At 54.4% G+C, this 25921-nt stretch carries 24 protein-coding genes; 19 read left to right on the top strand and 5 right to left on the bottom strand.

The window, feature by feature from the left end; all coding sequences use genetic code 11:
- Positions 1-508 precede the first annotated feature (508 nt).
- Entirely contained in the window at positions 509-967 is a 459-nt protein-coding gene (locus LAO76_11515) for a hypothetical protein (GenBank protein ID MBZ5491549.1), read from the top strand.
- A gap of 66 nt (positions 968-1033) precedes the next feature.
- Here LAO76_11515 and LAO76_11510 read toward each other — a convergent pair whose 3' ends face one another.
- Both LAO76_11510 and LAO76_11505 read right to left on the bottom strand, forming a co-directional pair.
- Positions 1034-1270, bottom strand: coding sequence for a zf-HC2 domain-containing protein (locus LAO76_11510; GenBank protein ID MBZ5491548.1), 237 nt, complete (start codon positions 1268-1270; stop codon positions 1034-1036).
- Positions 1261-1911: a sigma-70 family RNA polymerase sigma factor gene (locus LAO76_11505; GenBank protein ID MBZ5491547.1), complete on the bottom strand. Its 651-nt coding sequence runs from the start codon at positions 1909-1911 to the stop codon at positions 1261-1263. Before LAO76_11505 ends, LAO76_11510 begins: the two co-directional genes overlap by 10 nt.
- Positions 1912-2816: 905 nt before the next feature.
- Here LAO76_11505 and LAO76_11500 point away from each other — a divergent pair.
- From LAO76_11500 to LAO76_11480, 5 genes are all read left to right on the top strand, one after another.
- Complete coding sequence (locus tag LAO76_11500) at positions 2817-3311, top strand: acetyl-CoA carboxylase, biotin carboxyl carrier protein (GenBank protein MBZ5491546.1); 495 nt, start codon at positions 2817-2819, stop codon at positions 3309-3311.
- Between the two features lie 9 nt (positions 3312-3320).
- On the top strand, positions 3321-4682 hold the full coding sequence (gene accC / locus LAO76_11495) for an acetyl-CoA carboxylase biotin carboxylase subunit (protein MBZ5491545.1): 1362 nt from the start codon (positions 3321-3323) through the stop codon (positions 4680-4682).
- Between the two features lie 155 nt (positions 4683-4837).
- Positions 4838-5059 (top strand): hypothetical protein, encoded by a 222-nt coding sequence (locus tag LAO76_11490; GenBank protein ID MBZ5491544.1) that lies wholly within the window; start codon positions 4838-4840, stop codon positions 5057-5059.
- 402 nt (positions 5060-5461) lie between these two features.
- On the top strand, positions 5462-6676 hold the full coding sequence (locus LAO76_11485) for a lactonase family protein (protein ID MBZ5491543.1): 1215 nt from the start codon (positions 5462-5464) through the stop codon (positions 6674-6676).
- A 297-nt stretch (positions 6677-6973) separates the two neighbouring features.
- Complete coding sequence (locus LAO76_11480; GenBank protein ID MBZ5491542.1) at positions 6974-8140, top strand: lactonase family protein; 1167 nt, start codon at positions 6974-6976, stop codon at positions 8138-8140.
- A 492-nt stretch (positions 8141-8632) separates the two neighbouring features.
- Here LAO76_11480 and LAO76_11475 read toward each other — a convergent pair whose 3' ends face one another.
- Both LAO76_11475 and LAO76_11470 read right to left on the bottom strand, forming a co-directional pair.
- A complete protein-coding gene (locus LAO76_11475; GenBank protein MBZ5491541.1) occupies positions 8633-10801 on the bottom strand; it encodes a molybdopterin-dependent oxidoreductase in 2169 nt (722 codons plus the stop codon).
- Positions 10798-11268 carry a (2Fe-2S)-binding protein gene (locus LAO76_11470; protein MBZ5491540.1) on the bottom strand — a complete coding sequence of 157 codons (471 nt, stop codon included), beginning with the start codon at positions 11266-11268 and terminating at the stop codon, positions 10798-10800. Before LAO76_11470 ends, LAO76_11475 begins: the two co-directional genes overlap by 4 nt.
- Positions 11269-11940: 672 nt before the next feature.
- On the opposite strand from LAO76_11470, the gene LAO76_11465 reads away from it, so the two are divergent.
- The 13 genes from LAO76_11465 (at position 11941) to LAO76_11405 (ending at position 24515) form a co-directional block, all read left to right on the top strand.
- Positions 11941-12123, top strand: a complete 183-nt coding sequence (locus LAO76_11465; protein MBZ5491539.1) for a Flp family type IVb pilin — start codon at positions 11941-11943, stop codon at positions 12121-12123.
- Between the two features lie 107 nt (positions 12124-12230).
- A complete protein-coding gene (locus tag LAO76_11460) occupies positions 12231-12824 on the top strand; it encodes an A24 family peptidase (protein MBZ5491538.1) in 594 nt (197 codons plus the stop codon).
- Positions 12825-12829: 5 nt separating this feature from the next.
- Positions 12830-13672 (top strand): Flp pilus assembly protein CpaB, encoded by an 843-nt coding sequence (cpaB, locus tag LAO76_11455; protein MBZ5491537.1) that lies wholly within the window; start codon positions 12830-12832, stop codon positions 13670-13672.
- 116 nt (positions 13673-13788) lie between these two features.
- Positions 13789-15159, top strand: coding sequence for a pilus assembly protein N-terminal domain-containing protein (locus LAO76_11450; protein ID MBZ5491536.1), 1371 nt, complete (start codon positions 13789-13791; stop codon positions 15157-15159).
- Positions 15159-16388 carry an AAA family ATPase gene (locus tag LAO76_11445; GenBank protein ID MBZ5491535.1) on the top strand — a complete coding sequence of 410 codons (1230 nt, stop codon included), beginning with the start codon at positions 15159-15161 and terminating at the stop codon, positions 16386-16388. The genes LAO76_11450 and LAO76_11445 overlap by 1 nt, the downstream gene beginning before the upstream one ends.
- A gap of 13 nt (positions 16389-16401) precedes the next feature.
- On the top strand, positions 16402-17730 hold the full coding sequence (locus LAO76_11440) for a CpaF family protein (protein MBZ5491534.1): 1329 nt from the start codon (positions 16402-16404) through the stop codon (positions 17728-17730).
- A 2-nt stretch (positions 17731-17732) separates the two neighbouring features.
- A complete protein-coding gene (locus LAO76_11435) occupies positions 17733-18692 on the top strand; it encodes a type II secretion system F family protein (protein ID MBZ5491533.1) in 960 nt (319 codons plus the stop codon).
- A 10-nt stretch (positions 18693-18702) separates the two neighbouring features.
- A complete protein-coding gene (locus LAO76_11430; GenBank protein MBZ5491532.1) occupies positions 18703-19614 on the top strand; it encodes a type II secretion system F family protein in 912 nt (303 codons plus the stop codon).
- Positions 19615-19618: 4 nt separating this feature from the next.
- Positions 19619-20002, top strand: a complete 384-nt coding sequence (locus tag LAO76_11425; protein MBZ5491531.1) for a DUF192 domain-containing protein — start codon at positions 19619-19621, stop codon at positions 20000-20002.
- A gap of 10 nt (positions 20003-20012) precedes the next feature.
- The gene (locus LAO76_11420) at positions 20013-20543 is read left to right on the top strand and encodes a pilus assembly protein (protein MBZ5491530.1); all 531 of its coding nucleotides are present in this window, start codon (positions 20013-20015) and stop codon (positions 20541-20543) included.
- Positions 20544-20545: 2 nt separating this feature from the next.
- Entirely contained in the window at positions 20546-20959 is a 414-nt protein-coding gene (locus LAO76_11415) for a pilus assembly protein (protein ID MBZ5491529.1), read from the top strand.
- The gene (locus tag LAO76_11410; GenBank protein ID MBZ5491528.1) at positions 20956-22911 is read left to right on the top strand and encodes a hypothetical protein; all 1956 of its coding nucleotides are present in this window, start codon (positions 20956-20958) and stop codon (positions 22909-22911) included. The genes LAO76_11415 and LAO76_11410 overlap by 4 nt, the downstream gene beginning before the upstream one ends.
- Positions 22908-24515 (top strand): energy transducer TonB, encoded by a 1608-nt coding sequence (locus LAO76_11405; GenBank protein ID MBZ5491527.1) that lies wholly within the window; start codon positions 22908-22910, stop codon positions 24513-24515. Before LAO76_11410 ends, LAO76_11405 begins: the two co-directional genes overlap by 4 nt.
- A 389-nt stretch (positions 24516-24904) precedes the next feature.
- Here the strand turns inward: LAO76_11405 and LAO76_11400 are convergent, their stop codons facing one another.
- Positions 24905-25714, bottom strand: a complete 810-nt coding sequence (locus LAO76_11400) for a high-affinity nickel-transport family protein (GenBank protein MBZ5491526.1) — start codon at positions 25712-25714, stop codon at positions 24905-24907.
- Positions 25715-25921 lie beyond the last annotated feature (207 nt).

Genomic DNA, 25921 nt, shown 5'->3' with positions numbered 1-25921 from the left:
CGCGGCAGCGGCTCCCGTTTCTTGCTGATGATGCAATTCAGTATGGGTGCCTGAAAAACTCATACTCCGTCGCCGGCGGCTTGCGTATCTACTTGCTAGGCACTGGGGATCGCCAGTCATTTTTCCGTAGTTCGTAGATAATGGCAATGAAATATATGACGTGTTCCAGATGGGGAATACAAAACTATGGAGAGTCAGGAAGTACCAAATTGGAACAGGAGTGCAGATTTATTAGCAATGGCCCCATATCGATGAGCTAATAATAGTAAGATATCTTTTGTATTGGGCGGTCTGGAAAGCTGCTTCTCCGCAAGGCATTCATTTCTTGTACTTCCGACGCTTGTGCGGCAACTTGCTAAGGCCATGGCGATAAACGCATTGGCTCTCAGCAACAGATGCTGCATGCAGCTTTGCACACAATCAGCTCTATCGCCATGTAGGTTAAACATCGAGTGCCAGAAAAGTGACTGAAGGGCAGAACCATCACAGTCTGAGATGAGGGATACTCATGGCGCAAAGATCAGAAATGCCACGCCTGCCGGAAAAGGGATTTCTCCAAGCGGCCGAGGACTTGGAGCAGAATCATGTTCCATTAAAACGAAGCTGGGGAGCCTTTTTTCTGGCGACTATTGAAGCGGCGTGTCTTTTTGTTGTCACCGCCGGCCGGACCGGGATTGCGCTCAGCGCAATCTCAGCTTCTGTGACCGGTTGGATCACGTTCCTGCATCGGGATATCTTTCGCATTCCTGCCCTTCTGCTGGCGATTATTGGGTCGGTGCTTAATCTGTGGATTTTATGGAGATCCCATCGCCTAAGAAATGCTCCCTCGGCCGCTTGGAGAAAAAAACCGCTCACGGCAAAAGAACGCTGGAGGATCAGTATAGTCCTGGTGCTTTCAGTGCTTACGCTTTTTACCGCTGCATTTGAGATTCACCTTCATCGCCTGATTCACCACAGCTTTATGTAGGTGATCTGCAGCAGGAGATAGGGTCCGGCCCATTCACATCATCACTGTCCCGGGAGCGCCGGCCTGTCAGGAAAGCAATTCTTTGTTGAGCCGCGCCCGGAGACGAGCGCTGAAGCCAACGGGCAGAGAAAAAAGCCGTCCGTCCGCTACCAGAACAACAACATTGCGCACACCATCAATAATTGCAGTGCAATGCCGACAATAAGATAGATGCAACTCCAGCTCATGGCGCATCTCGGGCGAAATAGTATTGTCGATATAGTTTGATACTTCGCGCCAGACGTCCTTGCAGGTCATAGCCATGGATTTTTTCCTTTTTTGAAAGGATGTCGGCTGAAAAGGCGGCCATTTTTGAACGCGGGAGCCAACATATCCTTCATTTGAAGCCGCGCCCGCACAAGACGGGTCTTTACCACTGCTTCGCTTACGCCAAGTATTTGCGCTGTTGTTGCCACACCCAGATTCTGAACTTCGCGCAACACAAACACGAGGCGGTATCGTTCCGACAACTTCGCAACAGCCTTCTGCAACAATTCCTGCACTTCCTTGCGCTCCAACGCTTCTGACGGTATCTCGCGCCAATCACCGAGAGTCTGGGGAATATATTCATCGTCCTCGCCGTCCACCGCGTTATCGAGCGAGTCATACAAGTCAGCGCGCGTTTTCCGCAGCTTCATTTTGGCTTCATTCAGCGCAATGCGGACGAGCCAGCTGCCGAACTTGCTTTCGCCTTTGAACTCCGGAAGATGGCAAAATGCCTTTAGGAAAGCATCTTGGGCGCAGTCTTCGGCTTCTGCTTCATTATGCAATAATGACATGGCACTGACGTACACCATCCGTTCATAAGGAGCTATCAGGTCGTAATACAGCTCTCGTTCACCGGCGAGGATGCGGTGAATCAGTTCGGATTCAGAAAGCGTCGTCTTTACCGCTACCGCTCCCATCATTAGCTCCCGTAGATTCTATAACTCACGCTTTGCGACGAGGGGAAATCTGCGAAGCCCGACAGCCAACAGATTGGAAAGTATCTCTTAACTTGCGCGCCCACGTGTTCCATTAATGAAACAGCACTAAGGGCTTGGCCTGATCGGCAGCGAACTCCATCATTTCTGAGACTGCTTCCCTACTCCGGGACATGGATTCAGCTTCTTAGCCTTCATCTTCTCAGCCGGGCCCCATGCTTAATGTGAGTAGTACCGGTCATTAGATTCCTGAAAACCGAAAGAGAAACATCAAAAAATGACCCTAGCTGTTACTTTGTTTAACTATTATAAAACACAAAACTTTAGACGATCCGTGGCATCCTTGCATCGAATGGATGCACGAGCCTAACCCACGCATGACACGGCTAGGCGCTTGATAACGCTACAGGCCGATTGCGGTCGTCACGATTACGGAACTCGTGTGCTGCGTAAGACCGAAATCTGTCAGCCCTGATGAAAATCCCCGGGCAGTAAGAGGTAAGAACAGCAATGCGGTATTCAAGCTCCGCAACTCGACATTGTGCACCACGTGCCCCCGTACATTTTCCAAAACAATTTCATCATCCTTGGCGTCGCTCTATCACCATTATGATTAAGTGCATCTCGATTTTGCTGTCCGCAAAATGGGTTTCGTTGCATAACCATTCGGATACAACGGACCATAAGGCACGCCACTGCTATTGCAACCAGAATCACCGGCTTGCGTATCACCAACCTCTGTCACTAATCAGCCGCCTGCGCATCCAATGACAGCTGATTATCTCGCTACATACGCGAGTATAAGGATTTACCTCACAACACGTGCTTTGGATTCCAGCTGACTCCCCTGATCAGCTACGCTTCAGACGTGGAGAGGATGGGGGCTCATGAACCAGGAAGAGTTGAAAGAACTTATCTACTATTTATCTCAAAAAGACATATCAGAATTTTCAATCGAGCGCGAGGACCTGGCCGTCAGGATCAAACGCCGTGTGGAAGTTCAAAATGATGCCGATGCTTCGATCTTATCAACATTGCTTCCCGGTAATGCGGGCTTTGTTGGCGCTGGCCAGTTGTCCGCGGCCCGCGCTGACGCGCCTGTTTCAAGTAACGCCGAAGCCAAAGAAGAGCAGTTGCAAATGCTGAAATCACCGTGGGTCGGCATATTCCATAGCTCCAAGGCATCCAATAGCCAACCTTTTCTCAGTAAGGGAGACACGGTGAAGGTAGGGCAGGTGGTGGGCATGGTGGATGTGTTGAGACTCATGCATGAAATCCACTCTGATTTTGCCGGAGAAGTACATGAAGTAATTGTGAGCGACCGGGAACCAGTTGAATACGGTCAGCCTTTATTTGCCGTCCGCCCGGAAAAGACCAACTAATCCAATACCGTGTTCAAAAACGTTCTGATCGCAAATCGTGGTGAAATCGCAGTGCGAATCATCTGCGCGTGCAAGGAACTAGGCCTTAAAACGGTGGCCGTTTACAGTGAGGCTGATTCTGAATCCAGCCATGTGCGGCTCGCGGATGCAGCAGTCTGCATAGGCTCCCCGCGTCCTGCCGATAGTTATTTAAATATCCCCGCAGTGATGAGCGCGGCGGATATTGCCGATGCGGACGCCATTCATCCGGGCTACGGCTTGTTAAGCGAGAATGCGCGCTTTGCCGAGATCTGCGAGGGCAGCAAAATCAAGTTCATCGGTCCGCCTCCTAGTGTGATTCGGCTTATGGGAGAAAAAGAAAAGGCCCGGCAGGCGATGAAGGAATCCCATATTCCCATCCTCCCCGGATCTGACGGCGTGATCGCGACTGCGGAAGATGCAGCGCAGTGGGCCAGGCAGATTGGATTTCCCGTTATTGTGAAAGCTTGCGCCGGCGGTGGCGGGAGAGGCATGCGTGTAATCCGCAGCCAGGCTGAACTCGAAAAATCATTCAACGCGGCACAATCGGAAGCGAAAGCCGCATTCGGCAATGGCAGCTTGTACATGGAAAAATTCATTGAGCGGCCGCGCCATATTGAGTTTCAAGTGCTGGGCGATTCATACGGCAATGTCGTCTGCCTGGGAGAGCGGGAGTGCAGCATACAGCGCAGGCACCAGAAATTACTGGAAGAGTCTCCTTCCATGCATGTTTCAGAAGATCTCAGGCATCGCGTGAGCAGAGCGCTGGAAAGCTGCCTTTCTTCCATTGGCTACGTCAACGCGGGGACCGTTGAGTTCCTCATGGATGAACGTGGCAACCTGCATTTCATTGAAATGAATACGCGCGTCCAGGTGGAGCATCCGGTCACGGAAATGGTTACGGGAATCGATATAGTTAAGTCACAGCTTCTTATCGCCGGCGGTGCTTGCATCAATGACCTGGTTCCTTCAGTTACGCGCTATGGACATGCCATAGAATGCCGCATCAATGCCGAGCATCCGGAGAAATTTACTCCGTCAGCGGGAACCATCAAAACATTCCGCCTCCCCGGCGGCAATGGCATACGAATAGATACGGCTGCATATGCTGGCGCTACCATTCCACCTTATTATGATTCACTTGTGGCCAAATTGATCACTCACGGCCGCGACCGTACAGAAGCTATCATGCGCATGCGAAGAGCACTGGAAATGTTTGAAGTGGAAGGAATCCATACCACTATTCCGCTTCACAGACGTATTCTCGACGATGATGGATTCGCAGAAGGAAACATCGATACAAAGTATCTGGAGCGGCTATTCGCGCCGCAAAACAGCGCCCGTGCCGCCTAGGAAAACTCTAATGATAATGCCTGGGCAAAGAAAGCATCTTTTGTCTATAGAAGAATTTGTCACAATTCAGCCCGATGATTTGTCTGATAGCTTGCATAAGAACATATAAAGAGCAAAAGAATCGGTGCTTGCAATCGCGTCCAGAAGGAGATTTTATGGCTTCTCCCGTTCCCATTAACGGTTCTGCCTCTAATATCAGAGGCTCATCCTATATGGCTGTATCGCCCGAAGGGACAAAAATAGAAATTCCCAAAGAACTGTTCACGGTTCTCTGTGATTTTCTTCAAATACGCAAAGACGCTGGTTCGATGGTCGTCCATTTCAGGAATGGCGGAGTCGCTGGGCTCGAGGCTTTAATCAAGAAACGATATAAATAACAGCGATTCATCGGAGCGTGGCCCAGGAACGTCCTCCGCTTTAGGACTGGATTCCCTTTCCCTTGTATAGGTACATTGGCGTCTGCTTTAAGCACTCTGACGTAAGGTGTTAAAAGCGTTTTTTGCGGCCGGCAATTTCTCGTTCCAAAATAGGAAATGGAATCCAATCTACATCCAGGCCAACTCGCTTTAGGGAGTTTACTTTCAGCGGATTGCGTATTTCTCTTAAGCTACTTGAATGCCTTCAAAACGAGATTATGAAATGTTCGCAAGTGACGATCTCTAGAACAGATATTTAGAACAAAAGACGTCGAGGGTGCTTTCGCGTGGATTGTGCAAATACGGAGTAAACAAAATGAGCATTCGGCGATCCAGCAAAACGATCGCGAGAAAGGAAAAGTGATGAAACGGAAAGCATCTCTCACGCAGAAATCCGTATTAGGCATCCTGACCGTCTGTATTTGTCTGTTCCTGGGCGGTGGAGCTTCCGCGGAAAACCATGACCAGAAGGCCCCTGCAAGTGGAGCAGTGTATGTCTTAACCAACCTGATTGAAGGCAATACCGTAGTTGTGTACCATCGGAGCGCGGATGGCACATTGACGCGCGTCAGTGAAGTTCCTACAGGCGGGCGCGGCAGCGGTCCCGGCGAACTGCCTCCCGGATTTGGCGATGGTCCCGGCCCCAATCCGCTGGATTCACAAGATGGCCTTGTTCTGACCGACGATGGACATTTCCTGCTTGCAGTCAATTCACGCAGCAATGATGTTTCAGTTTTTGCCGTGCATAACGACGAACTGCGCCTGGTGGATCGTGTATCTTCTAATGGCAATTTTCCCGTCAGCATTGCCCACCACAAGAATTTGATCTACGTGCTGAATGAAGGTGAGAGTCCGGACGAGTTCTTCGGCGGCGTGCCCAACATGTCAGGCTTTTGGCTGGATAACGACGGAAAGCTGCATCCAATTGCCCATTCAACCATCGTGACGGGCACACCGGATTCCGGCCCTTCCGAAGCAGCTATTACTCCAGACGGCAAGTATCTCGTTATTACCGAGATGTTCACAAACCTCATCAAGGCATTCGCGGTGCAAGAAAGTGGATTGTTAGCTGAAAAGTTAACAATAGCGGCAAATAATCCTACACCTCTCGCTGTGGATTTCGGCCATAACAATCTGGTGGCAATCACCGAGGGGAATGACACCGGGCATCGCGTTGGTTCTCCGAATGGAGCCACGCTCTCCACTTACAGAATGACGGACGGGGGCTGGCTGGAGCCCATCAGCAGGGCCACCCATGTGAACAAAACAGGAACTTGCTGGGTGCGCTTTAGCGCCGATGGACGATTTGCCTTTACCGGCGACACCGGAAGCGGGACAGTGTCTACGTTTTCCGTGTCTCGCGAAGGCGAGTTGACGTTGCTGAGCAGCGCCGATACCGGCGGGGTAGCAAGCGTCCCGATTGATCTGGCCCTCTCACGGGATGGCCGGTTCCTGTATGTTCTGGCTTCTTTCAGCGGCGCGGTCAAAGGGTTCCGGATTGAGAATGACGGATCTTTGACTCCTGTCGGCAGTGCCAACGGTCTTCCTATAACCATCCAGGGAATTGTCGCGCGATAATCGCACCTGGCCACTCTCACCCGCAAAGGAGGGATCGGTGGAATACCCCGATCCCTCTCCACCCAAGGCAGTACTGGCGGTAATTGCGGTGGGCTGAAACATGTGTCGGCGGCTGCAGCGCGCCTTTTGCCTGACGTGATCGTTACCTTGTTGTTTTCCGGAAATTTGACCGGAAATTATGTGCCCTTTCGCATGCTATGTGGGACCGACCGGCAAGGCTTTACCTCTGCCGAAGACCATCTTGAGTCACCAACGCGGCCTTGTGCCGCAAAAAGGAGCACACCTGTGAAATTGAGGATGAATTTATGGTATCGGCTGATCTTGACTATGGGAGCGATCTGGCTGGCGGCAACTTTTTTTGCGACCATTGGACACGCCGAGGATGATGCCGATGGAGGCAGAGTATATGTTCTGACAAATAAGCTGGCAGGTAATACCGTAGTTTCCCTGCAGCGTAATCAGGATGGATCATTGACGCGTTTGGAGGAAGTATCAACCGGCGGTCTTGGCAGCGGTCCTCTTCCTCTGCCTCCGCCTATCGGTGGCCCCAACCCTCTTGATTCGCAGGATGCCCTGATTGCCACTCCTGATGGCAGATTCCTGCTTGCGGTCAATGCCGGAAGCAATGAGGTTTCAGTAATGGTCATCACCAAGGAAGGCTTGGTATTGGCCGACAAAGTCAGTTCCAATGGCGAATATCCGGTCAGCCTCTCGCTCCATGGAAGCCTGGTATATGTCTTAAATTCCCATGGAAATCCCAACATCAACGGATTCAATCTGGATGATTCCGGTAAGCTGAATCCGATTCCTGATTCAACCCGCAGCGCGGGCAGCCCCACGGCAGATCCAGCCCAGATAGCGTTCTCGCCAGACGGCAATACGCTCATTGTCACTGAGAGACTGGCCAACCTAATCGATGTTTTCCAAATGACCAAAAGAGGAACTCCGGGCGCACATACTCAGCTCGTATCCAACAACCACACGCCCTTTGGAGCCGCTTTCGGGCGAGGGCGCATCATTGCGATTACGGAGACGAACGAACGTATTCCCCGCATTCCAGTGATAAATGGAGCCAGTGTCTCTACTTATCGCATTGAACCCACGGGCGAGTTGGTTGCGGTGAGCGCGGCGGTTCCGGATCATCAAAGCGCGGCCTGTTGGATCCGATTTGTTCCGAATGGCCACTTTGCCTACGTCTCCAATACCGGCAGCGGCACTCTTTCTTCCTATGCAGTATCACCCCACGGCGAGCTGGTGCTGGCGGAGGAAATAGCCGCAGATACAGGCGGTCCCCAAAGCGTTCCCATTGATCTTGCCATCACTCCGAACGGCGAATTTCTTTATGTCCTGAGTTCATTGCTCGGGACGGTCCAGGGTTATCGAATCGAGCGGAACGGCACCTTGACGCATGTCTCGAGCACTGATGGGTTTCCGATCAGCGTACAAGGGATTGTCACGCAGTAAAACAGGCCGGTGGGAAGAGCGTCTGCGCTTCCCACTACGGCACCTATTGATCGTCGGCAAGGTGGTTCTTGCGATTATTTCCATAAGCGCTTCTTTCAGTAGCTGGGATTTCCACCTGGCGGGTAATTCGACTGCCCATTGGCGTCCAGAGCACCGCAGATTTTCAAATCGGCTGCCCAGGGCAACCTGCTTAAGTACGGCTATGACTCGCTCAAGCGGATCACAACCTTTACTGACGCAAATTGAAACCTGCTTACCTCCACCGATCCGATGGGTAAGACCACGACCTACACCTACAATTCACAGGATCTGCCGCTGACCGTTCAGGATCCGCTCCATAGGCTGACAACGTTCGCTTATGACACGGCCGGCCACAAGCCGACACGCTCGGCAACATGGCAGATTTCGCGGCGAAATTCCGTCTGCGTTTGTACAGATAGCGCCATTGCAAATTGCATTCTCTCGAAGATGGAGACTCTGAGGACTAGGGGCCTAAGCGGCGGGCAGCGGCTTTGCCATCAACGGCAAGCTGCGCAAGCGAATTCCTGTAGCGTTAAAGATCGCGCCAGCCACTGCCGGGGCCAAGCCCATGAGCGGCGTTTCTCCGGCGCCCATGGAAGGCTGATCTTTGCGGTCAATCAACTCGACCTCAATCTGGGGAACATCACTGAAGCGGGGCAGGCGATAATCGGCGAAGTAAGGATTGCTGATGCGGCCATTGTCGAAGTGTATGGCTTCAAACAAGGCCCCGCCGATGCCTTGCACAATGGCGCCTGAGATCTGGTTGCGCAAACCGTTCGGATTGACCACAGCGCCACAGTCAAAAGACTGCACTACGCGAACGATCTTTATCCGTCCCATGGAGCGGTCTACAGCAATCTCCGCGCATGTTGCCAGGTAACCGCCTTTTTCAAAGCCGCCTGCGATGCCGAATCCGCGCGTAGGCGTCGCCTTCTGCTTGCCCCAGCCAAAACGCTCGGCTGCGGTTTCAAACGCGGCGCGCAGCCGTGCGTCTGTAATGTTTTTTAATCGAAAGGCAAGCGGGTCCATGCTGGCAAGATGGGCCAGTTCGTCCATGTAGCTCTCGCGGGCAAAATGATTGGCCGTAGCTGCTAGGCCGCGATACGATCCCTGCCGTAGCGGCGGATTCTTTGCAGGATGAAATTCACTCTTCTGATTTGCGACGCTGTACGGCGTGTTAATGCCTGCCGGTCCGGAGTTGTAGTTATGAAACTCCCAAGCCACCAGCGTGCCGTCCGCGGCGATTCCGCTCTTGACGTCAATCACGCCTGCAGGCCGGAAATAAGCCCATGTAAACTCTTCCTGTCGCGTCCACACCAGCTTCACCGGCTTGCCGGCGGCTTTGGCCAGACGCGCGGCTTCCACGGCGCACTCGCCAGTGTGCTTGCCACCGTATGCCGAGCCAGTATCAGGAACGATCACCCGCACTTGATTGAGTGGGATGTGAAATGCCGTTGACAATTCTTCCCGCACGCCAAACGGCCGCTGCGTGCCTGTCCACACGGTGAGCTTGTTGCCCTCCCACTCCGCAAGGGCGGCGCGCGGCTCCAGCGGCGCATGCTGAATATAGGCCGCGGTATAGGTTTGCGACAGAGTCTTTGCCGCCGAGGCCATCGCCGTTTGGACCGAACCGGTTTCACGTCCCCCGCCAAAGCCGCCTCTGCGTGCTTCGCCCTCGGTGCCCTGGCGCAAGGAATCGAAGAGCGCAGCTTCGGAAATCTGATGTGGCGCACTCCATTCGGCCTTCAGCACCTGGCGGGCATTGAGTGCCGTCTGCGGATCAGGAGCCGCGATGCCGACGAAATCTCCATCACGTACGATCTTAATGTCAGGAAGCTTCTCTGCTTCTTTTGAGTCCAATGAAACCAGTGTTGCGTTGAACGCCGTCGGACGCAGAATGGCCCCATAAAGCATGCCTGCTTGCGCCAGGTCAGAAGTGTATTTGTGTGCGCCGGTAACAAAGGCCTTGCCATCCACTTTTGGCACTGACGTTCCAGCCACATGCCATTGCGTGGCTGGTGTAAGAGCGGAGTCATCCGCTACGACCTTCACCAGATTCTGGCCGCGCGTGAGCTCACTGTAGCTGAAGCTTTCTTTCGTACGCGAGTTGGTAATAGCGCCGTCGTGCGCCACCAGCGAATTGCGATCGGCTTGCCAGCGCTGCGCCGCCATATCAAGAAGCATTTCACGCGCCACGACCGCTACCTTGCGGAGCTGCGATCCCATTTGCGGAGTAGATCGGCTCCCAAACGTGCCCAGATCGAACGGGGTGAGGTCCGTGTCTCCCATGATCATGGTGATTGAATTCGTCTGAGTGCGCAGCTCTTCCGCTACTTGCTGGGCCAGTGAGGTGCGGATGTTCTGGCCCATCTCCACCTTGCCGGTAAAGACCGTGATCTTTCCATCGGCGCCGATATGCAGCCATGAAGCAACGTCATGCGGGATTTCTTCACTACGGCCGCCGCGGCCCGATTCCTGCGCGAACACGCCAGGCCTGCATATACCCACCACCACCCCTGCCCCTAAAAGCCTAAACAGATCGCGACGGTTAACGTCAAAAAGGTGCCTTAGCGGCTCCACCGTATGTTGTTCCGCTTCCAGCAGGTCGATATAGGGGCGCGTTGGCGTCAGCTCTTTCATGGCTTCTTTGTTCCCTGAGCGGCGCGGCGGATAGCAGCCATGATCCGTGGATATGTGCCGCAGCGGCAAACATTGCCGTCCATGAACTGGATGATCTCTTCATCGGAAGGATGAGGGTGCGCCGCGAGCACTGAGTGCGCGGACATGATCATCCCCGATGTGCAGTATCCGCATTGGAAGGCCTCTTCATCGAGAAACGCCTGCTGTAAAGAGTGCAAATGACCATTTGCCGTAAGGCCCTCAATGGTCACGATCTTTTGCCCGGCCACAGACTCAGCAGGAGTGCGGCAAGAGCGAGTGGCTTTGCCCCGTACCAAAACCGTACAAGCGCCGCATTGGCCTTCACCACAGCCGTACTTGGTACCGGTCAGGCCAAGCCGGTTACGCAGGACCGAGAGCAAAGGCTCTTCGGACGCACACTCGGTCTTGTGTTCAGCTCCGTTCACAATCAGGGTAATGGATGGCATGCTCGACGCAGTAAACTCTAATTTCCCTCCCGACTATTCTAACTCTGGCGCCCTCCCGGGCACATCCAAAGGCACTTTTGATTTTCGAACGCAGTGCATCAGGAAAGGATCACCAAATAGCCCTACTCCGAAAATTGTTCCAGTCCATAGCGAAGAAAATCCCGTAAGTGATTTGGCTTTCTGCACTAACGCCCAAGAAGCTGCTGGCAGACTCCGGTCTTTTCATAATCCGAAAAATAAGTTTCTCAAGGGTTGTAAAAGTTTGCGTCTTCCATCTGGGCAGGGATCACAATACTCGAATTCTATCGCGCCGATTTTTTCCTCCATTCAACTCGGCCCGGCAAGCGATGCGCTAAGTTGTGTGCAATCGATTGCCAACTACCGATGCCGCTCACAACCGTGTGATGAAGGTCACATAAGTCTTATAGGTCATTATCTATCATCTGTTTGCGGCTAAATTAGTCATTCTCCCAGAATTTAACGCTACGCAAAACTCAGCAGACTATATAGATACTCATGTCATTTAGTGCAATTGCATTTCATAGTTAAGAAATCGTTTATCTGCATGCATTCTTTATCGGATTGCTTTGGCACAAGCCGTGCATTACTACATGGCGTCAGGGGTATAAGAAATTTTCTGCAACAAAATTCCTAGACGGAGGAGATTTAGAAATGACATTCGCACAGTTCGTGAAAAACCTGCATCGTGAAGAGTCGGGCCAAGACCTGCTTGAGTATGCATTGGTCCTGGCAGCCGTTCTGACGGCGGTTGTCGCAGGCTCAGCCAGCCTGGCTGGTGATATCGGCCAAGCGATCACCACAATCAACGCCCGCATTCAAGCTGCGGTCGCTTAAGCCGAAGCTGTGTGGCGCCGGCGGCACCGGCTTGCATGGCGCCATTCACTTCAAACCCGCGTAGCCGCTCCGCTGTGGGGCAGCTTTACTGTCTCCGCAGATCGGCTATGAGGCTTAAACACATTTCCACCGCAGGCGGTATGCTGCGGTTCAACTTTTTGCCATCTATGAACCTGGCTCAAATCATTCCGACTCTGGCGACCGCAGTTGCTGTAACTGCGGCCATCACCGACGTTCGCGACCGGCGTATACCAAACCGGCTTACGTATCTCGCCATGATCGCCGGCCTTGTGCTGCAAGCTGCGGTTCATGGTTGGCGCGGTTTGCTCCAGAGTCTGGCTGGCGGTCTTCTGTTTGGCGGCGTTTTCTTGATCTTTCACCTGGTCCGCGCCATGGGCGCGGGCGACGTGAAACTGGCGGCAGCGCTGGGCTGCATCATTGGACCGGCCGGGTCGTGGCAGGTGATGTTTGCCACCGCGGTTGCCGGAGGCGCGCTTGCCATATTGGTTATGGTTTTCACCGGCCGCGTGTTGAAGACGCTGCGCAATACGCTGGCTGTTGTCGGCTTTCACGCGGTCCACGGACTTCGCACACACCCTGAAGTCAATTTGGATAACCCCACTGCGGTACGCCTGCCTTACGGGCTCGCGTTTGCCGCAGGCACCCTGTACTGGGCATTTTTAATGCCGATGTGGAGATAAGGTTTATGGGAACACAAAGACTTGGTATCGCTCTGGTTGCTGCCTTGGTTATTTCAATCGCCATCACTTCAATCTTTTACGTTCGTATTACGCGCTCCCAGTCTTCTTCCGCTCCCTCTACAAAACGCGTGATTGCGGCCGCAGTCTCCGTACAGCCCGGTATTCCGCTCACTGCGGAAAGCCTGACGGAGATCAATTGGCCGGCGAATGTTCCGCTGGAAGGGTTGATCGAGAAGAAAGAAGATGCCATTGGCCGTGTGCCGATATATGCGCTGGAGCCAAAAGAGCCGGTGCAAAAACGTGGCCTCGCCTCCAGCGGGAGCTTCGGCCTCTCCGCCAAGATTCCAGACGGCATGCGCGCCACTTCCGTGAAGACCAATGAAGTAATGAACATTGCCGGCTTCATCTTCCCTGGTTCGCATGTGGATGTGCTGGTCACGCTGCGCGGCGAAAACAATACCTCCAGCACCACGCACACTGTGCTGCAGAACGTGCAGGTGCTGGCGACAGGTACCAAAACCGATCCCGATCCCAACGGCAAGCCAGAAAATGTGAGCGTGGTTACCCTGTTGGTCACGCCGGAAGAATCCGAAAAGCTGGCGCTGGCGCAAAGCCAGGCGACGCAAAACCAGGGCAGCATTCATTTTGTTCTACGGAATGGCGGCGATGCCGCCCGTCCGAATACCGCCCCCGTGGACATGGCCGAGTTGGCCGGGACACCAAAAAAAGCTCCCCAGCCGCAGTTGCATGCCAAACGGACGCCTGCGCCCAAGGCGCCTGAAGGTTACACGGTGGAAACGCTTTCTGGCGGCAAGATCACGGTTGCCAAATTTCCGGCAACCAACTGAACACGTTCCTGGCAGTTAAAGGAAGAGGAGGCATTCTGAAACTCGACGGAACCAAACGGCTATTATCCACGCTCAGCGGAATCATTATCATATCTGCTGGCTTTTGCCCGGTCGCTATGGCGCAAGGCGCTGTTCCTCCCAGCACCCAGCCTGCGACTGCGGAGCAGCAGTCCGCGGCACAACAAGCGACGTCGGCGGACAATTTTGCGGGCAATCAGGTCCTGCATATTCTGGTGGGTCACTCGGTTGTTATCCGGACTGATGCCCGCTTGAAACGGGTGCTGGTCGGCAACCCCGCAGTTGTTACCACCGCTACCACAGCCGCGAATGAACTGGTTGTTACTGCAGTTGCCTCCGGCAGCAGCAGCGTAGTGCTCTGGCAGGAAGACAACAAATCGCGCATCCTCGAAGTCTTTGGAGATGTAGACGTTTCCCTGCTGCGGGAAGCGGTCGCTCGCGGCTTTCCCAATGAACAGATTCAGGTGGAAGCTGAGGAGAACAGGATTGTCTTAACCGGAACGGCAACAGCGGTCCCCGTAGCTGACCAGATTGCCAAGATGGCCGTTCCTTTCTCCAAAGAGATCGTGAACTCGATTCGCATTGCGCTGCCGGGTCGGCAAAAGCAGATATTGCTGAAGGTCAAGTTCGCCCAGGTAGACCGCGCAAAAATGAGCTCGTATGGTTTCAATCTCTTCAGTACCGGAGCTGCCAACACCATCGGCGTCATTGGCACCCAGCAATTCGCTCCGCCGCAGCTGGTGAAAAACGACAACTCTGGCGGCGGCACCGGCACTGGAACCGGTGTGCCATCCAGTACGATCGGCCTGAGCGATCTGCTCAATATTTTTATCTTCCGCCCTGATATCAATCTGGGCGCAACCATTAGAGACCTGCAGCAACGGAATCTGCTGCAGATCCTGGCCGAGCCGAACCTGCTGGCCGCAAACGGCGAAGCGGCAAGGTTTCTGGCCGGCGGTGAACTACCTTACCCGGTGGTTTCTGGCGTGGCCGGCGCCAATACCGTATCTGTGCAGTTCAAGCCATTCGGCGTGAAGCTGGAATTTACGGGGACAATTCAGGAAGACAATACGATCCGGTTGAAAGTATTTCCGGAAGTCAGCTCGCTTGATTTCAGCAATGCGGTAGTCATCAACGGCTTTACACTGCCTGCGATCGCGACCCGCCATGCTGAAACAGTAGTAGACCTGCGAGATGGGCAGAGCTTCGGCATCGCGGGGCTGCTTGACCAGCGAACCGTTTCCCAGTATTCCAAAGTACCGGGCATCGGTGATATTCCAATACTGGGCCTGCTTTTCCACTCCAAGACGGTCAGCAAGACCAACTCCGAACTGGTAGTAATCGTTACTCCTTCAATCGTTGATCCGGCCTCAGCACCAATAGAACCTCCACAGTTACCCAAGGGCCCTACGACACCCCTGGATCCCAAACATTTCGATTCCAAGATTCCTTCAGGTGGTAATAGGTAATGGCTACACAAGGAAACATAACTTCGGCGGCGAATACAGCAAGTATTGCAGTAACCACGGTAGGGCTTGACGCAATGTCCTATCGCACGCTGGCCAACTTTATGCTCGCGGTGCCGGGAGCGGCGATGGCAGCAAGCGTTGAAGGCTATTCCGGAGCGGAGCGTGAAGTTGGCCGCGCCGGAGAGAAGGCGCGGACCCGTGTCTGCTTTATTGACTACGATCGAAACAATGAGCAGGCCATATGGATTACGGAACATTTGCGGAATAACTATCCGGACGTGCATGTGTTTGCGGTTTCGGCAAACACTGAACCTGAACGGATCATTGCGGCCATGCGCGTGGGCTGCATTGAGTACCTGCTGAAACCTATCCAGAACGATCGCGTTCTTGACGGGTTGGCGCGGGTGGAAGCGAAGCAGAAGGAAAGAACGCGCTCCAAAGTCCATGGCAAGATCATTACTCTGATCGGCGCCAAGGGCGGCACCGGCGTTACATCCCTGGCACTACACCTTGCGTTGGAGCTTACTGGACGTAACCAGCGCAAATGCCTGCTGGTAGATCAACACTCCGCGCTGGGCGATGCATCACTTTATCTCGGTACTGGCCGCCATCAATACAGCTTTTATGAGCTGGCCAACAACACTGACCGACTGGACCAGGAGCTACTTCAAGGCTTTCTCTTGCGCCACAATTCCGGGTTGCACCTGCTGGATTCGCCGGAGACCGTGGACGTTGTTCAAAAGGCTTCACCTTCCGCGGTGGAACGTACACTGGCATTCCTCGGAGAGAGCTATCAGTTCGTAGTGGTGGATTGCCCGCCGGGACTGAGCGATATGACCCTGGCCTGCATTTCGCAGTCTGATCGGGTCGTAATCGTGCTGACCGCGGAGCTTCCCTCCATACGCAATGCAGTTCGTTACATTGAGCACCTGGAAAGGTTGGGATACAACGCCAACAAGATCCAGATAGTACTAAACCGCCACTCCAAGCGAGGACCGCTGGCCGATGATCGTATTGAGAAGGCCCTGGGGCGGCGGATTTCCGTGCGCGTGCCCAATAGTTACAACGAAGTCATCAAGGCAATCAACGCCGGCGCGCCTATCCCTTCCGGTAAGTCTGACTTTGGCGAGGCCATTCAGCTTTGGGCACGCAACCTCGCCAGCAATACCGATGACAATGCTATGGCCCAGTCCCAGTCCGGCGGCGTGATGTCTCTGTTTAGCAGGTAGTTAGGGAGTAAAAATGGCATTTGGATTCGCAACCACTTCAGCTCCACCGGCGTCCTCCAATGGCGTCTCTGGTAAGTCCTACCAGGAGCTGAAAACAACGCTGCACCGTGAGTTGCTGAACAAGATTGACCTGGAGAGGCTCACGTCACTTCAGGACGCTTACGCACGTACCCAGGTACAGAACGTTATTTATGACCTGATCAGCGTTACCAACTTCCCTCTGAGCGGATCTGAAAGGGAGCGCGTTTGCCGTGAGGTGCTGCAGGAAGTATTCGGCCTGGGGCCGCTGGAGCCCCTGCTGCAGGACCAGACGATTACAGACATTCTGGTGAACACGCACCGTCAGGTATATGTCGAGCGTGGCGGAATGCTGGAGCTGACCAACGTTGTCTTCAAGGATGCGGCGCACCTGCGCCACATCATTGACAAAATTGTCTCCAACGTAGGGCGGCGCGTGGATGAATCTTCTCCTATGTGCGATGCGCGCCTTGATGACGGTTCGCGCGTCAATGTTGTGATTCCACCGCTCGCCATCGATGGGCCCATCATGTCCATCCGCCGATTTGGCCGCGTGCCTATTGGAATCGAGCAGTTGCTCTCGTTTCGCACCATCACGCCGAAAATGCTCGAACTGCTTCAGGCGGCGGTACAGGCGCGGCTCAATATTGTGATATCGGGCGGTACGGGCAGCGGCAAAACCACACTGCTGAATGCCTTGTCCAGTTTTATTTCTGACCGCGAACGCATCGTGAGCATTGAAGACTCGGCTGAGTTGCAAATGCAGCAGCCGCATGTGGTGAGGCTGGAATGCCGTCCCCCTAACGTGGAGGGAAAAGGAGCCGTCCGACAGCGCGAACTTGTGATCAACTCCTTACGTATGCGGCCCGACCGCATTGTGGTAGGCGAAGTACGCGGCGGTGAAGCGCTTGACATGCTCCAGGCCATGAACACCGGCCATGATGGCTCGCTGACCACTATTCACGCCAACAATCCGCGCGACGCAATCGCCCGTCTTGAAACCATGTCGTTAATGGCGGAAATCAACCTGCCCGATAAAGCCATTCGCCAGCAGATCGCAGCGGCAGTCTCGGTAATTGTGCAGGTGGCGCGTCTCAGTGACGGCTCGCGCCGCGTCACACAAATATCCGAGGTTACCGGCGTCGGCGAAGACATGGTCATGCTCCAGGACATTTTCGTGTTTGACCGTCTTGGCATCGGCCCAAACAACCATGTGCTGGGACGATTCCGTGCCACAGGGCAGCGGCCTTTGTTCATGGAACGTTTAAAAGCTTCTGGGATCCAGCTTTCGTCTGACCTGTTTGAGCACGTTTGCGAGGTATAGCCGTGACGATTGTAAGCATCTTTTTTATCGTTTTGATCGCCGCCTTTGCCGTGGTGGCCCTCGTTATTGAGCCCTCAAAAACTGACAAGCTCATCCATTCCCGGCTGGTTTCGCTGGACCGGAGCTCGGATTCCCCATCAGGCGACGAGCCAAGCATCGTAAAAGAAGTTACTTTCAGCACAGTCCCGGCATTTGACAAGTTCCTGCGGCATAACCGCCTGGCTGTTGGCCTGCATTTGCTGATTGAACAATGCGACTCGAAATGGACCGTAGGGCAAGTAGTGATCATGACTCTCTTGCTCATATGCGTGGGAGCTGCGCTGGGCAACTGGTGGATTGCGCCCGGACTACTAGGCTGGCTCCCGGGGTTGGTGTTGGGATTTTTGCCATATTTGTACCTGCTGCAGAAACGCAAGCGGCGTTCCCGGCGTTTCGCGGAACTGCTGCCGGAAGCCATTGACCTGATGTCGCGCGGCCTGCGCGCCGGCCAGGCGCTGCCGGCCACCATTGAAACCATTGCCAAGGAATGCGATGACCCGTTGCGCGCGGAGTTTCGCCGGGCCGCCGATGAGCAGAGCTTCGGCCTGCCATTCCGTGAGGCCATGCTCAACTTGAGCCGCCGCATGCCGGTGCCCGATCTCCAATTCCTGATCACCGCCATTCTGGTGCAGAAGGAAACAGGAGGCAATCTGGCGCTGATTCTCGATAAGACGTCGCACGTTCTGCGCGAGCGCATTCGCGTCATCGGTCACGTGCGGATTCGCACGGCACAGGGCCGGCTCACCGGAGGAATCCTGATTGGACTTCCCTTCGTGATTTTTATTGGCATGAATTTTTTAAATCCCGGCTATTACAAGGTGATGTTTGAGAGTACCGTCGGCGTGGAATTGGTGATTTGTGCCGCGATCTTGCTGGTGCTCGGGATACTGCTGATACGCATGATAGTAAATGTGAGGTTTTAAGGAGGAGGTAATGCTCATCTTCTTAATTTCGGCGGCCATTACGGTCTTCCTGTTTGTTATTGCCGTGTTAGTGATGTTAACCAGCAGAGACCCCGTGGAAAGCAGGCTGATGGAAGTTTCAGCCTATACAGCGCCTGATGCCGGCACGCTGATCGCAGCCACGCCCAGCACGGGTCTGGCGCGAGTAGCTGCACAAATAACCAGCATCTTCAAGCCGTTTCGCGGGCTGGTTTCCGGCTTTGACCAGGACCTGGCATACAAGCTCACACTGGCGGGCTTCCGCAAGCCGGAATACATCGAAATCTATACCGCAGCAAAACTTTTGTTGCCGGTGGCAGGCGTTATTGCAGGAACTTTCTTCGCCAGCAACATGTGGATTGCTATCGTGGTGGGCGGCCTGGGTGGCTTTTTTATACCCGATCTTGTGCTTTCGTATCTGGTAACCCGCCGGCAGACCAACATCAGCATGGCCCTTCCTGATGCGCTTGATCTGCTGGTGATCTGCATGGAAGCGGGGCTAGGGATTGATCAGGCCATGGCGCGCGTGGGCGAGGAAATGGCGGCGACCGCGCCTAGCCTCGCGGAAGAGTTCCAGATTGTCAACCGCGAGTTGCGCGCCGGGAAACCGAGGCTGGATGCCTGGCGCAGCATGGCAGAGCGTGTGGACCTTGATTTTGTCCGCCAGTTCGTCACCATGCTGGTGCAAACCGAACGTTTTGGCACACCCATTGCCCATGCGTTGGGCGTGTTCGCAGACACGTTGCGCTCCCGCCGTATGCAGGCGGCAGAGGAATTGGCGGCCAAGACCGGAGTGAAACTGCTCTTCCCACTGATCTTTTTTATTTTTCCCAGTATTTTCGTGGTAACGCTGCTGCCCGCACTCATGCACCTTAAGAAGCTCTTCCAGGAAATGATCAATTAGGACTATGCATTTTCACCACAAAGTCGTGCGCGCGGTCAACACAACCAGGAAAACGGTCCTGGGAGACAGCATTCGCGTGGCGGATACCGGATTGAGCAGGATCATCGGCCTGCTGGGCGAACGCAAACTTTTACCTGGCGACGGACTTCTGATTGTGCCCTCGCAGGGAGTGCACACCTGGGGAATGATGTTTCCCATCGATATTGTAGTGCTCGATAGCAATTGGAATGTGCTTGCCCTGCGGCATCGCATGCGTCAGTTCAGAATGACTCGGATCTTCTGGAAGGCGGCGGCCGTGCTGGAACTTCCCTCTGGCATGCTGGATTCCACCGCAACAGCAATCGGGGACGTTCTGACTTTTGATCGCGTGAAAGTTTCCGCGCAATGAGGCAAAGGTTATGTGGGTACGAAATTTGATTCATCGGCGACGCCAGGACGAGGGACAAAGCCTGTTGGAAACGGCCATCGCCATGCCGCTCCTGCTGGGCATTGCCTTCAATCTCATCAATCTTGGCTACTTCTGGTTTGTGGTGCTGTCGTTGGCAGCGGCGCCGCGACAAGGCGTGCAGTATTCCGCACAGGGTGGCGCTTCCATCACGACGGTATCAGCGCCGAGCGCAACAGCTGTGAGCACCCTTGTTTTTGAGAACATGACCAATGCCGTCCACGGCTCTAACGCGTCGAATACGGGCGTGCGAGTTTGCATGGGTACGAATCCAGCTACGGGTGGGGCCAACTGCACCCTTTTTGGCGATACTTCAATCGGTTTTTCTGCGGTCGCAGCCGATCCTGAAGGGCCAGTCTTCGCACTCAACCAGGTGGACGTTGGGTACCGGGTAACTCCCATTATTCCCGGCACAGCATTCAATGTAGTGTTGCCGGGGACTCCGATTTTCCGCCGGCACGTCTCCATGAGGTCTTTGTACTGAATATGATTCGCCCACCGCAAACTCGATCGCAACAGCAACGCGGCCAAAGCTTGCTGGAAACAGCCATGATGATTGTGGTGATTTTCACCGTTGTTTTTTGGATCTTCGAGTTGGGATGGATGATGTATACCTATGCCGTAATGGCTGATGCCGCCAATGAAGGCGTGCGCTATGCCATTGTTCATAGTGGCGGGGACGCCACTGGTACCCAAGCCAGGGTCATAACCTTTGCTCAAACCTCGCTGCATGACATTCGAGCGATGTCCCCACCGTCAGTTACCTTTCCCGATGGCAGCGCTTCTCCCCCAAACCGCGTACGCGTCACTGTGACCTATACATACGTCCCCTGGCTCAAGCAGTTCATTAATACGCCCACCATGACGACTTATGCGGAAGGGAGGATGATCGTCCCATGAAAATCTATCGCTACAGAACTTTGCAAAGGCGCTCATCACAGCACGGCCAGACGCTGATCCCGATCGTTATTTTTATCGGCCTGTTTCTTATGGCCATGCTGGGGGTGGCCACGGACTACACTCAGGTTTGGGCACGCCGCCAGATGGCGCAAGGTGCGGCAGACGCGGCCTGTGAAGCCGGAGCCGCGGATTTGTACCTGAATGCGGTTGATCCATCCTCTTCCGGACAAAACGGTCTGCAAAGTTTCAGCTGGATTGGCGCCGATTTCGATTGCACCGTCAACACCAGTACTCCGCCTTGCACGTACGCTACTCTGAACGGCTATTCCGGTTCCAAGGTTCATGTGAGCTTTCCCAGTTCCCTGCCCGGCGTGGCAGCGCTCCCCAGCACATTAGCAACCACATTCCCTTACATGGAAGTGACAATTACCGATCCGGTGCCTATGTCGTTCACCAAGATGGTTGGAGCCGCCTCGACGGTAAACATCAAGGCGAAAGCCGGTTGCGGCGTTTCACCCATCAACGTGCCTGTGCCGCTGGTGATCCTGCACACAAGTGCTTCGGGATCCCTGTCCGTTACCGGCAGCTCGAAAATCCGTATCTTCGGCGGACCGCAAAGATCCATCCAGATTGACTCCAAGGACAGCGGAGCTTTGACGGCTGGTGTCGTCGATCTTTCTCAAGGGGGACCGGCAAATACGGGTTCAGATCTCGCCGTCTTTGGCGGACCTGCAACCAAGCCTGGCAGCGTCGATGTCGGCAGTACAGGACATTACATTTCTCCGGCTGCTCCCTTCGGTGATCCATTCGCAACCAAAAGCGCACCTCCAGTGCCTGGCACACTCGGCAGCGCCAGGCCTGTTCCGTTTGGCATCAATGGTTGCCCTGACCCGAACGGATGCGTGGAGTTTACTCCCGGCAATTACACTGGCTGCAATAAAAGCAGCGCAATCAACCCTGGAGAGCAAGGCTGCTTATTGCTTCCCTACACCGGATCTAACCCGCATTTCAACATAGCTGCGCAACCGTGGGCGGCCGGCACAGCTTTTGCGGCGGGGACACTAATACAACCAACAAACTCGCAGCATAACTCGGGCGGATTTGTTTACATAGCGTTGAATTCCGGTACGTCGATCTCGCCTGCATCGTCTGGGCCGAACCCATGGAACCAAACCGTCTGCACACGACAACCCGATGGATCCTGTTTGGGAGGTACCCAGAACGATGGCAGCATCACATGGCAGAACATCGGAGTCATTGTCCTGAACAAACTGACCACGGGCATCCTTGATCCCGGCCTGTATTATGTTGCCGCGAATGGCTTCAATCTGGGTGATAACTCAACATCGCGCATGAGCACCGCTACTGGCGATGGCAGCAATGGCGTAATGTTTTACTTCAGCACCTCCGCCACCGTCGGCGTCACTTCCAACAGCGGCAAGTCTTCTCCTTGTACCTCGGCATCCTCCGGTAACGGAACCCCTAACGGATGTGTGGTGTCTTACAAAATTAACGGCACGCTGTCCTCGGTCGGTACCGGTGCTGTAGCGTCCCGGGCATTGCAATGTCCCGGCGGATCACCAAATCCAGCGCAGGTTCCGGCAACACTCGATGGAAATATTCTGCTGGGCCCGTGCTCCGGGACTTACGCCTCTCCGGACGGCAATCGCGGCTTTTTGTTCTTCCAGAATCGCGCCACCTCGGCCAGCCCCAGTTGGGGCGGTGGCGGACAGTTTTTGTCGTCGGGATTTCTATATTTTCATTCCGGTAGTGGCGGCACTTGTGGCACAAATACCAGCTGCCTGTCTTTACAGGGCGGATCCGGCGCGCACTCCTATGCCCTGGGAAACATTGTTGTGGACGAGCTTTCGTTGGGCGGAAATCCTGAAATCAATATGATCCTGAACCCTGCCGCAACCTTTGCGGTACTGAGAGCGACGTTGCTGGAATGATGCTAAGCCTCAAACTAGCCCCGCCTCCCCGCAAGCTCACGCTGGTGCCTGCGCCCGTGCTGCAAAGACGCATTAAGCCGCCGGCGCTGAAGCTGCTGCCGCGCCGCACGTATACCAGGGGGATGCTATTCTCCGGCGCTTTTCATGCAGTGGCGATTGTGGCATTCGTCTGGTTCCCTGCCCTCTTCCATAGTCCGGTTGTGATTGATAAGTACGATCACAAAAACACAGCGGTCGCATCGCCCTATGAGCCGCTCATTCTGCCTTTGCTGCCAAAGGTCACTGCCAGCGATTCCGGCGCTATGGGATCAGCCGCGCCTGCGGCGCCCAGTGCTGTGATCGACTCCATACCTCTCAAGCGTGACTATGCCGGTCCGCAGGAGATCATCTCTGACTTTCCCAACGCAACAAATCGCGTGCAGACCATTCGCCGCCCGGATCTGGTGTCGCCCCCGAACCTCAAATTTCCTGTGCGGCTGCAAAGCATGGTGATATTGCCGTCGCCAGCAGTCCCAAAGTTCGCTCCACGTAGAATTGAAGTCCAAATTCCCATTCCGGCAGCGACCGTAGAATTGCCCAAACTAGTGAGCGTTCCGCAGCCAGTTTCTGCAATTCCATCGGAGCCTGCATCTGCTAAAGCCGCCGTGCAGCCGGCCGCGGTAAGCAGCCCGATTGTCGAGTTAGAAGCCACTCAGCGAAAAGCTGTGATTGTGATAAACGCAGTCAGCGTTGCTCCCGACCCTTCTGTTCAGATTCCAGATGCCCAACTGAGCGGCAACTTTGTTGTAGGGCCGTCGCTTGGAACGGCTTCTCCGCCAAAATTCTTGGCGGGTGATGGCAAATCCGAGACTACACCTGCAAAGAATAGCGCGAGTGCTTCACAGCCATATAAAAGCGCCAGCGCAGGGATCGATAGTAATAAAGGAGCTGGGACCAGCGGCAGCTCTTCTTTACCCGCTGCTGGCAGCAGAAACATTGCTGGAACGGGCGTCACATCCGGCAATGGAACCGGCTCTGGCTCCAGCACATCAAGTCATGGTCACGGCGATGGTGGCATGAGCGGCAGAGTGACGGGCAGCAGCGGTGCAGGCGGGATTTCGATTTCTGGCGGCAGTCCGGGACGCAATGGCGGGATTGGCAGCCGGACTGTTCCGATGAGCCGATCCTATGGCATCACCATTATCTCCGGAGGTAGCAGCGGCGGAGCTGGACGTGACATGGGCGTCTTCGATCGAAGTGAGACTGTCTTCAGCGTGGCAATTCCTATGGGTGATGTGGGAGGCGGTGCGGATTGGCCAATGCAGTATGCCATGTTGAATCATGGACCGACCGGCGCAGGCATGGTGGTGCCTCCATTCGCGCAAAAGAAAGTGGCCGCCACAATGCCCAGGACCCAGCTTGCGAGTGAGCAGGGGGCCGTCTTTGTCAGCGGCGTCATTGACGAAACCGGCAAGTTGCAATCGCTGCGGTCCATACGCACGCAGGACGCGCGGTCTCAGCCGGCCATCCACGCTCTGCAGCAATGGCAATTCCTGCCCGCGCAGCTCGATGGACGGCCTGTGGCCAGCAAAGTTTTGATTGGTGTAACTGTAGTCGAGGAGTAGAGACAGCAAGCGACTCTTAGGGCGGTAAGTTTTCAGTAATGTTGATTCAATTCAATAAGGAGAGACTTCAATGGATCTAGCAACTATGGTTCGTATCGGCGCCGGTATACTTTCAGTAATATTCGTGATCATCATCGTGGTGCGGCGCAAAAAGATGGCGACCAGACGCAAACACGTGATCTAGAGTAACCGAAAGTTGGTGGACATTGGCCTGTCACGGGCGAGGAACTCAGCTCCCAGGGTAGTGACGTCGCAGGATGCTGCGCGTCCTATGACGTCTGGGCGAAAACATTTTGCAGAACAGCCTGGCCCGGAAAGATTCTCACCGGCTAGGCCGATCTGTGTTTCCTAAAATTGCTCGCATCGTCCGATATTCTTATTGAAAGGGTTTATCGAGGCAGCCAATGCGGATGGCTGGTGAAAAGGCCGCCTGCAAATCCGATCTGGTAAACCAGCAATAACCCAAATGCCATGCTGAGCAAGCCTGAAACAAGTCCAAGCCGGTGTGAAAATTTGTGGCGGCCCTTTCCCATAAACGTGAAAGCAGAAGCGATGCTCATCGTGATCAACATCATGCCGCCCACGGTTCCTGCCCCAAACACCAGCAGGTAAACTACCGCCCAGCGTGGATTGGGAATCGCAGCCAAAACAAGCAGAGCTACCGCGGCGGACCCCGCAAGCCCATGGACCACGCCCACAATAAACGGCCGTATGGGACGATATAAAGCGAGCTTGCCGAAGAGACGGTCCATAAGAGCCAATGGCGTGCGGTCAGAACGATGAGAGTGCGTTTCCGGTGAATGTCCGTGAGCGTGCGTGTGAACGTAATCGCCATGCGCATGCGGATGAATGTGCACTTCTCCAGAATCCGTGCTGGCGCTGGCCGAAATCGCTGATGCCGAACGCATGAACGCTGCAACGTTCATGATGCCAAGAACAATCAACATGAGCGCCACAGAAAATTCCATACTCAAACCAAGACGGGTAGGAATGACTACATTGAACAGGATAATCATGGCTCCTACCACGAAGATTGTAAGAGTGTGGCCCATGCCCCAGAATGCGCCGGTCATCGCCGCGCTCCTGAGCTGGCGCTGGCGCGTCACGATGGTGGTAACGGCAATTACATGGTCCGCGTCGGTCGCATGGCGCATCCCCAGAAAAAATCCTACCGCGATAATCGAAAAGAAACTGCCCATAGCCTCTCTTGTGGAAACTTTATCAAACCGGCTTTGCCGAGGATATTTTAACGGTTTTATCCTCGCCTTATACCATTTTAGTTAATAGCGTACTGATGGAAGCTATGCTACTGTAAGTTCGGCGAAGCTCCTGCGGCAACATAAAGGATGGCGAAAGCATTCGGAGACGAGTTGCGGCGCAGAATCTTGCAGTGTTGCGAGGAAGGT

This window comes from Terriglobia bacterium, from assembly GCA_020072645.1.
GTDB lineage: Bacteria > Acidobacteriota > Terriglobia > Terriglobales > Acidobacteriaceae > Angelobacter.
Note: the sequence above shows the minus strand (reverse complement) of the source record. Positions and strands in the feature narration are given on the sequence as shown.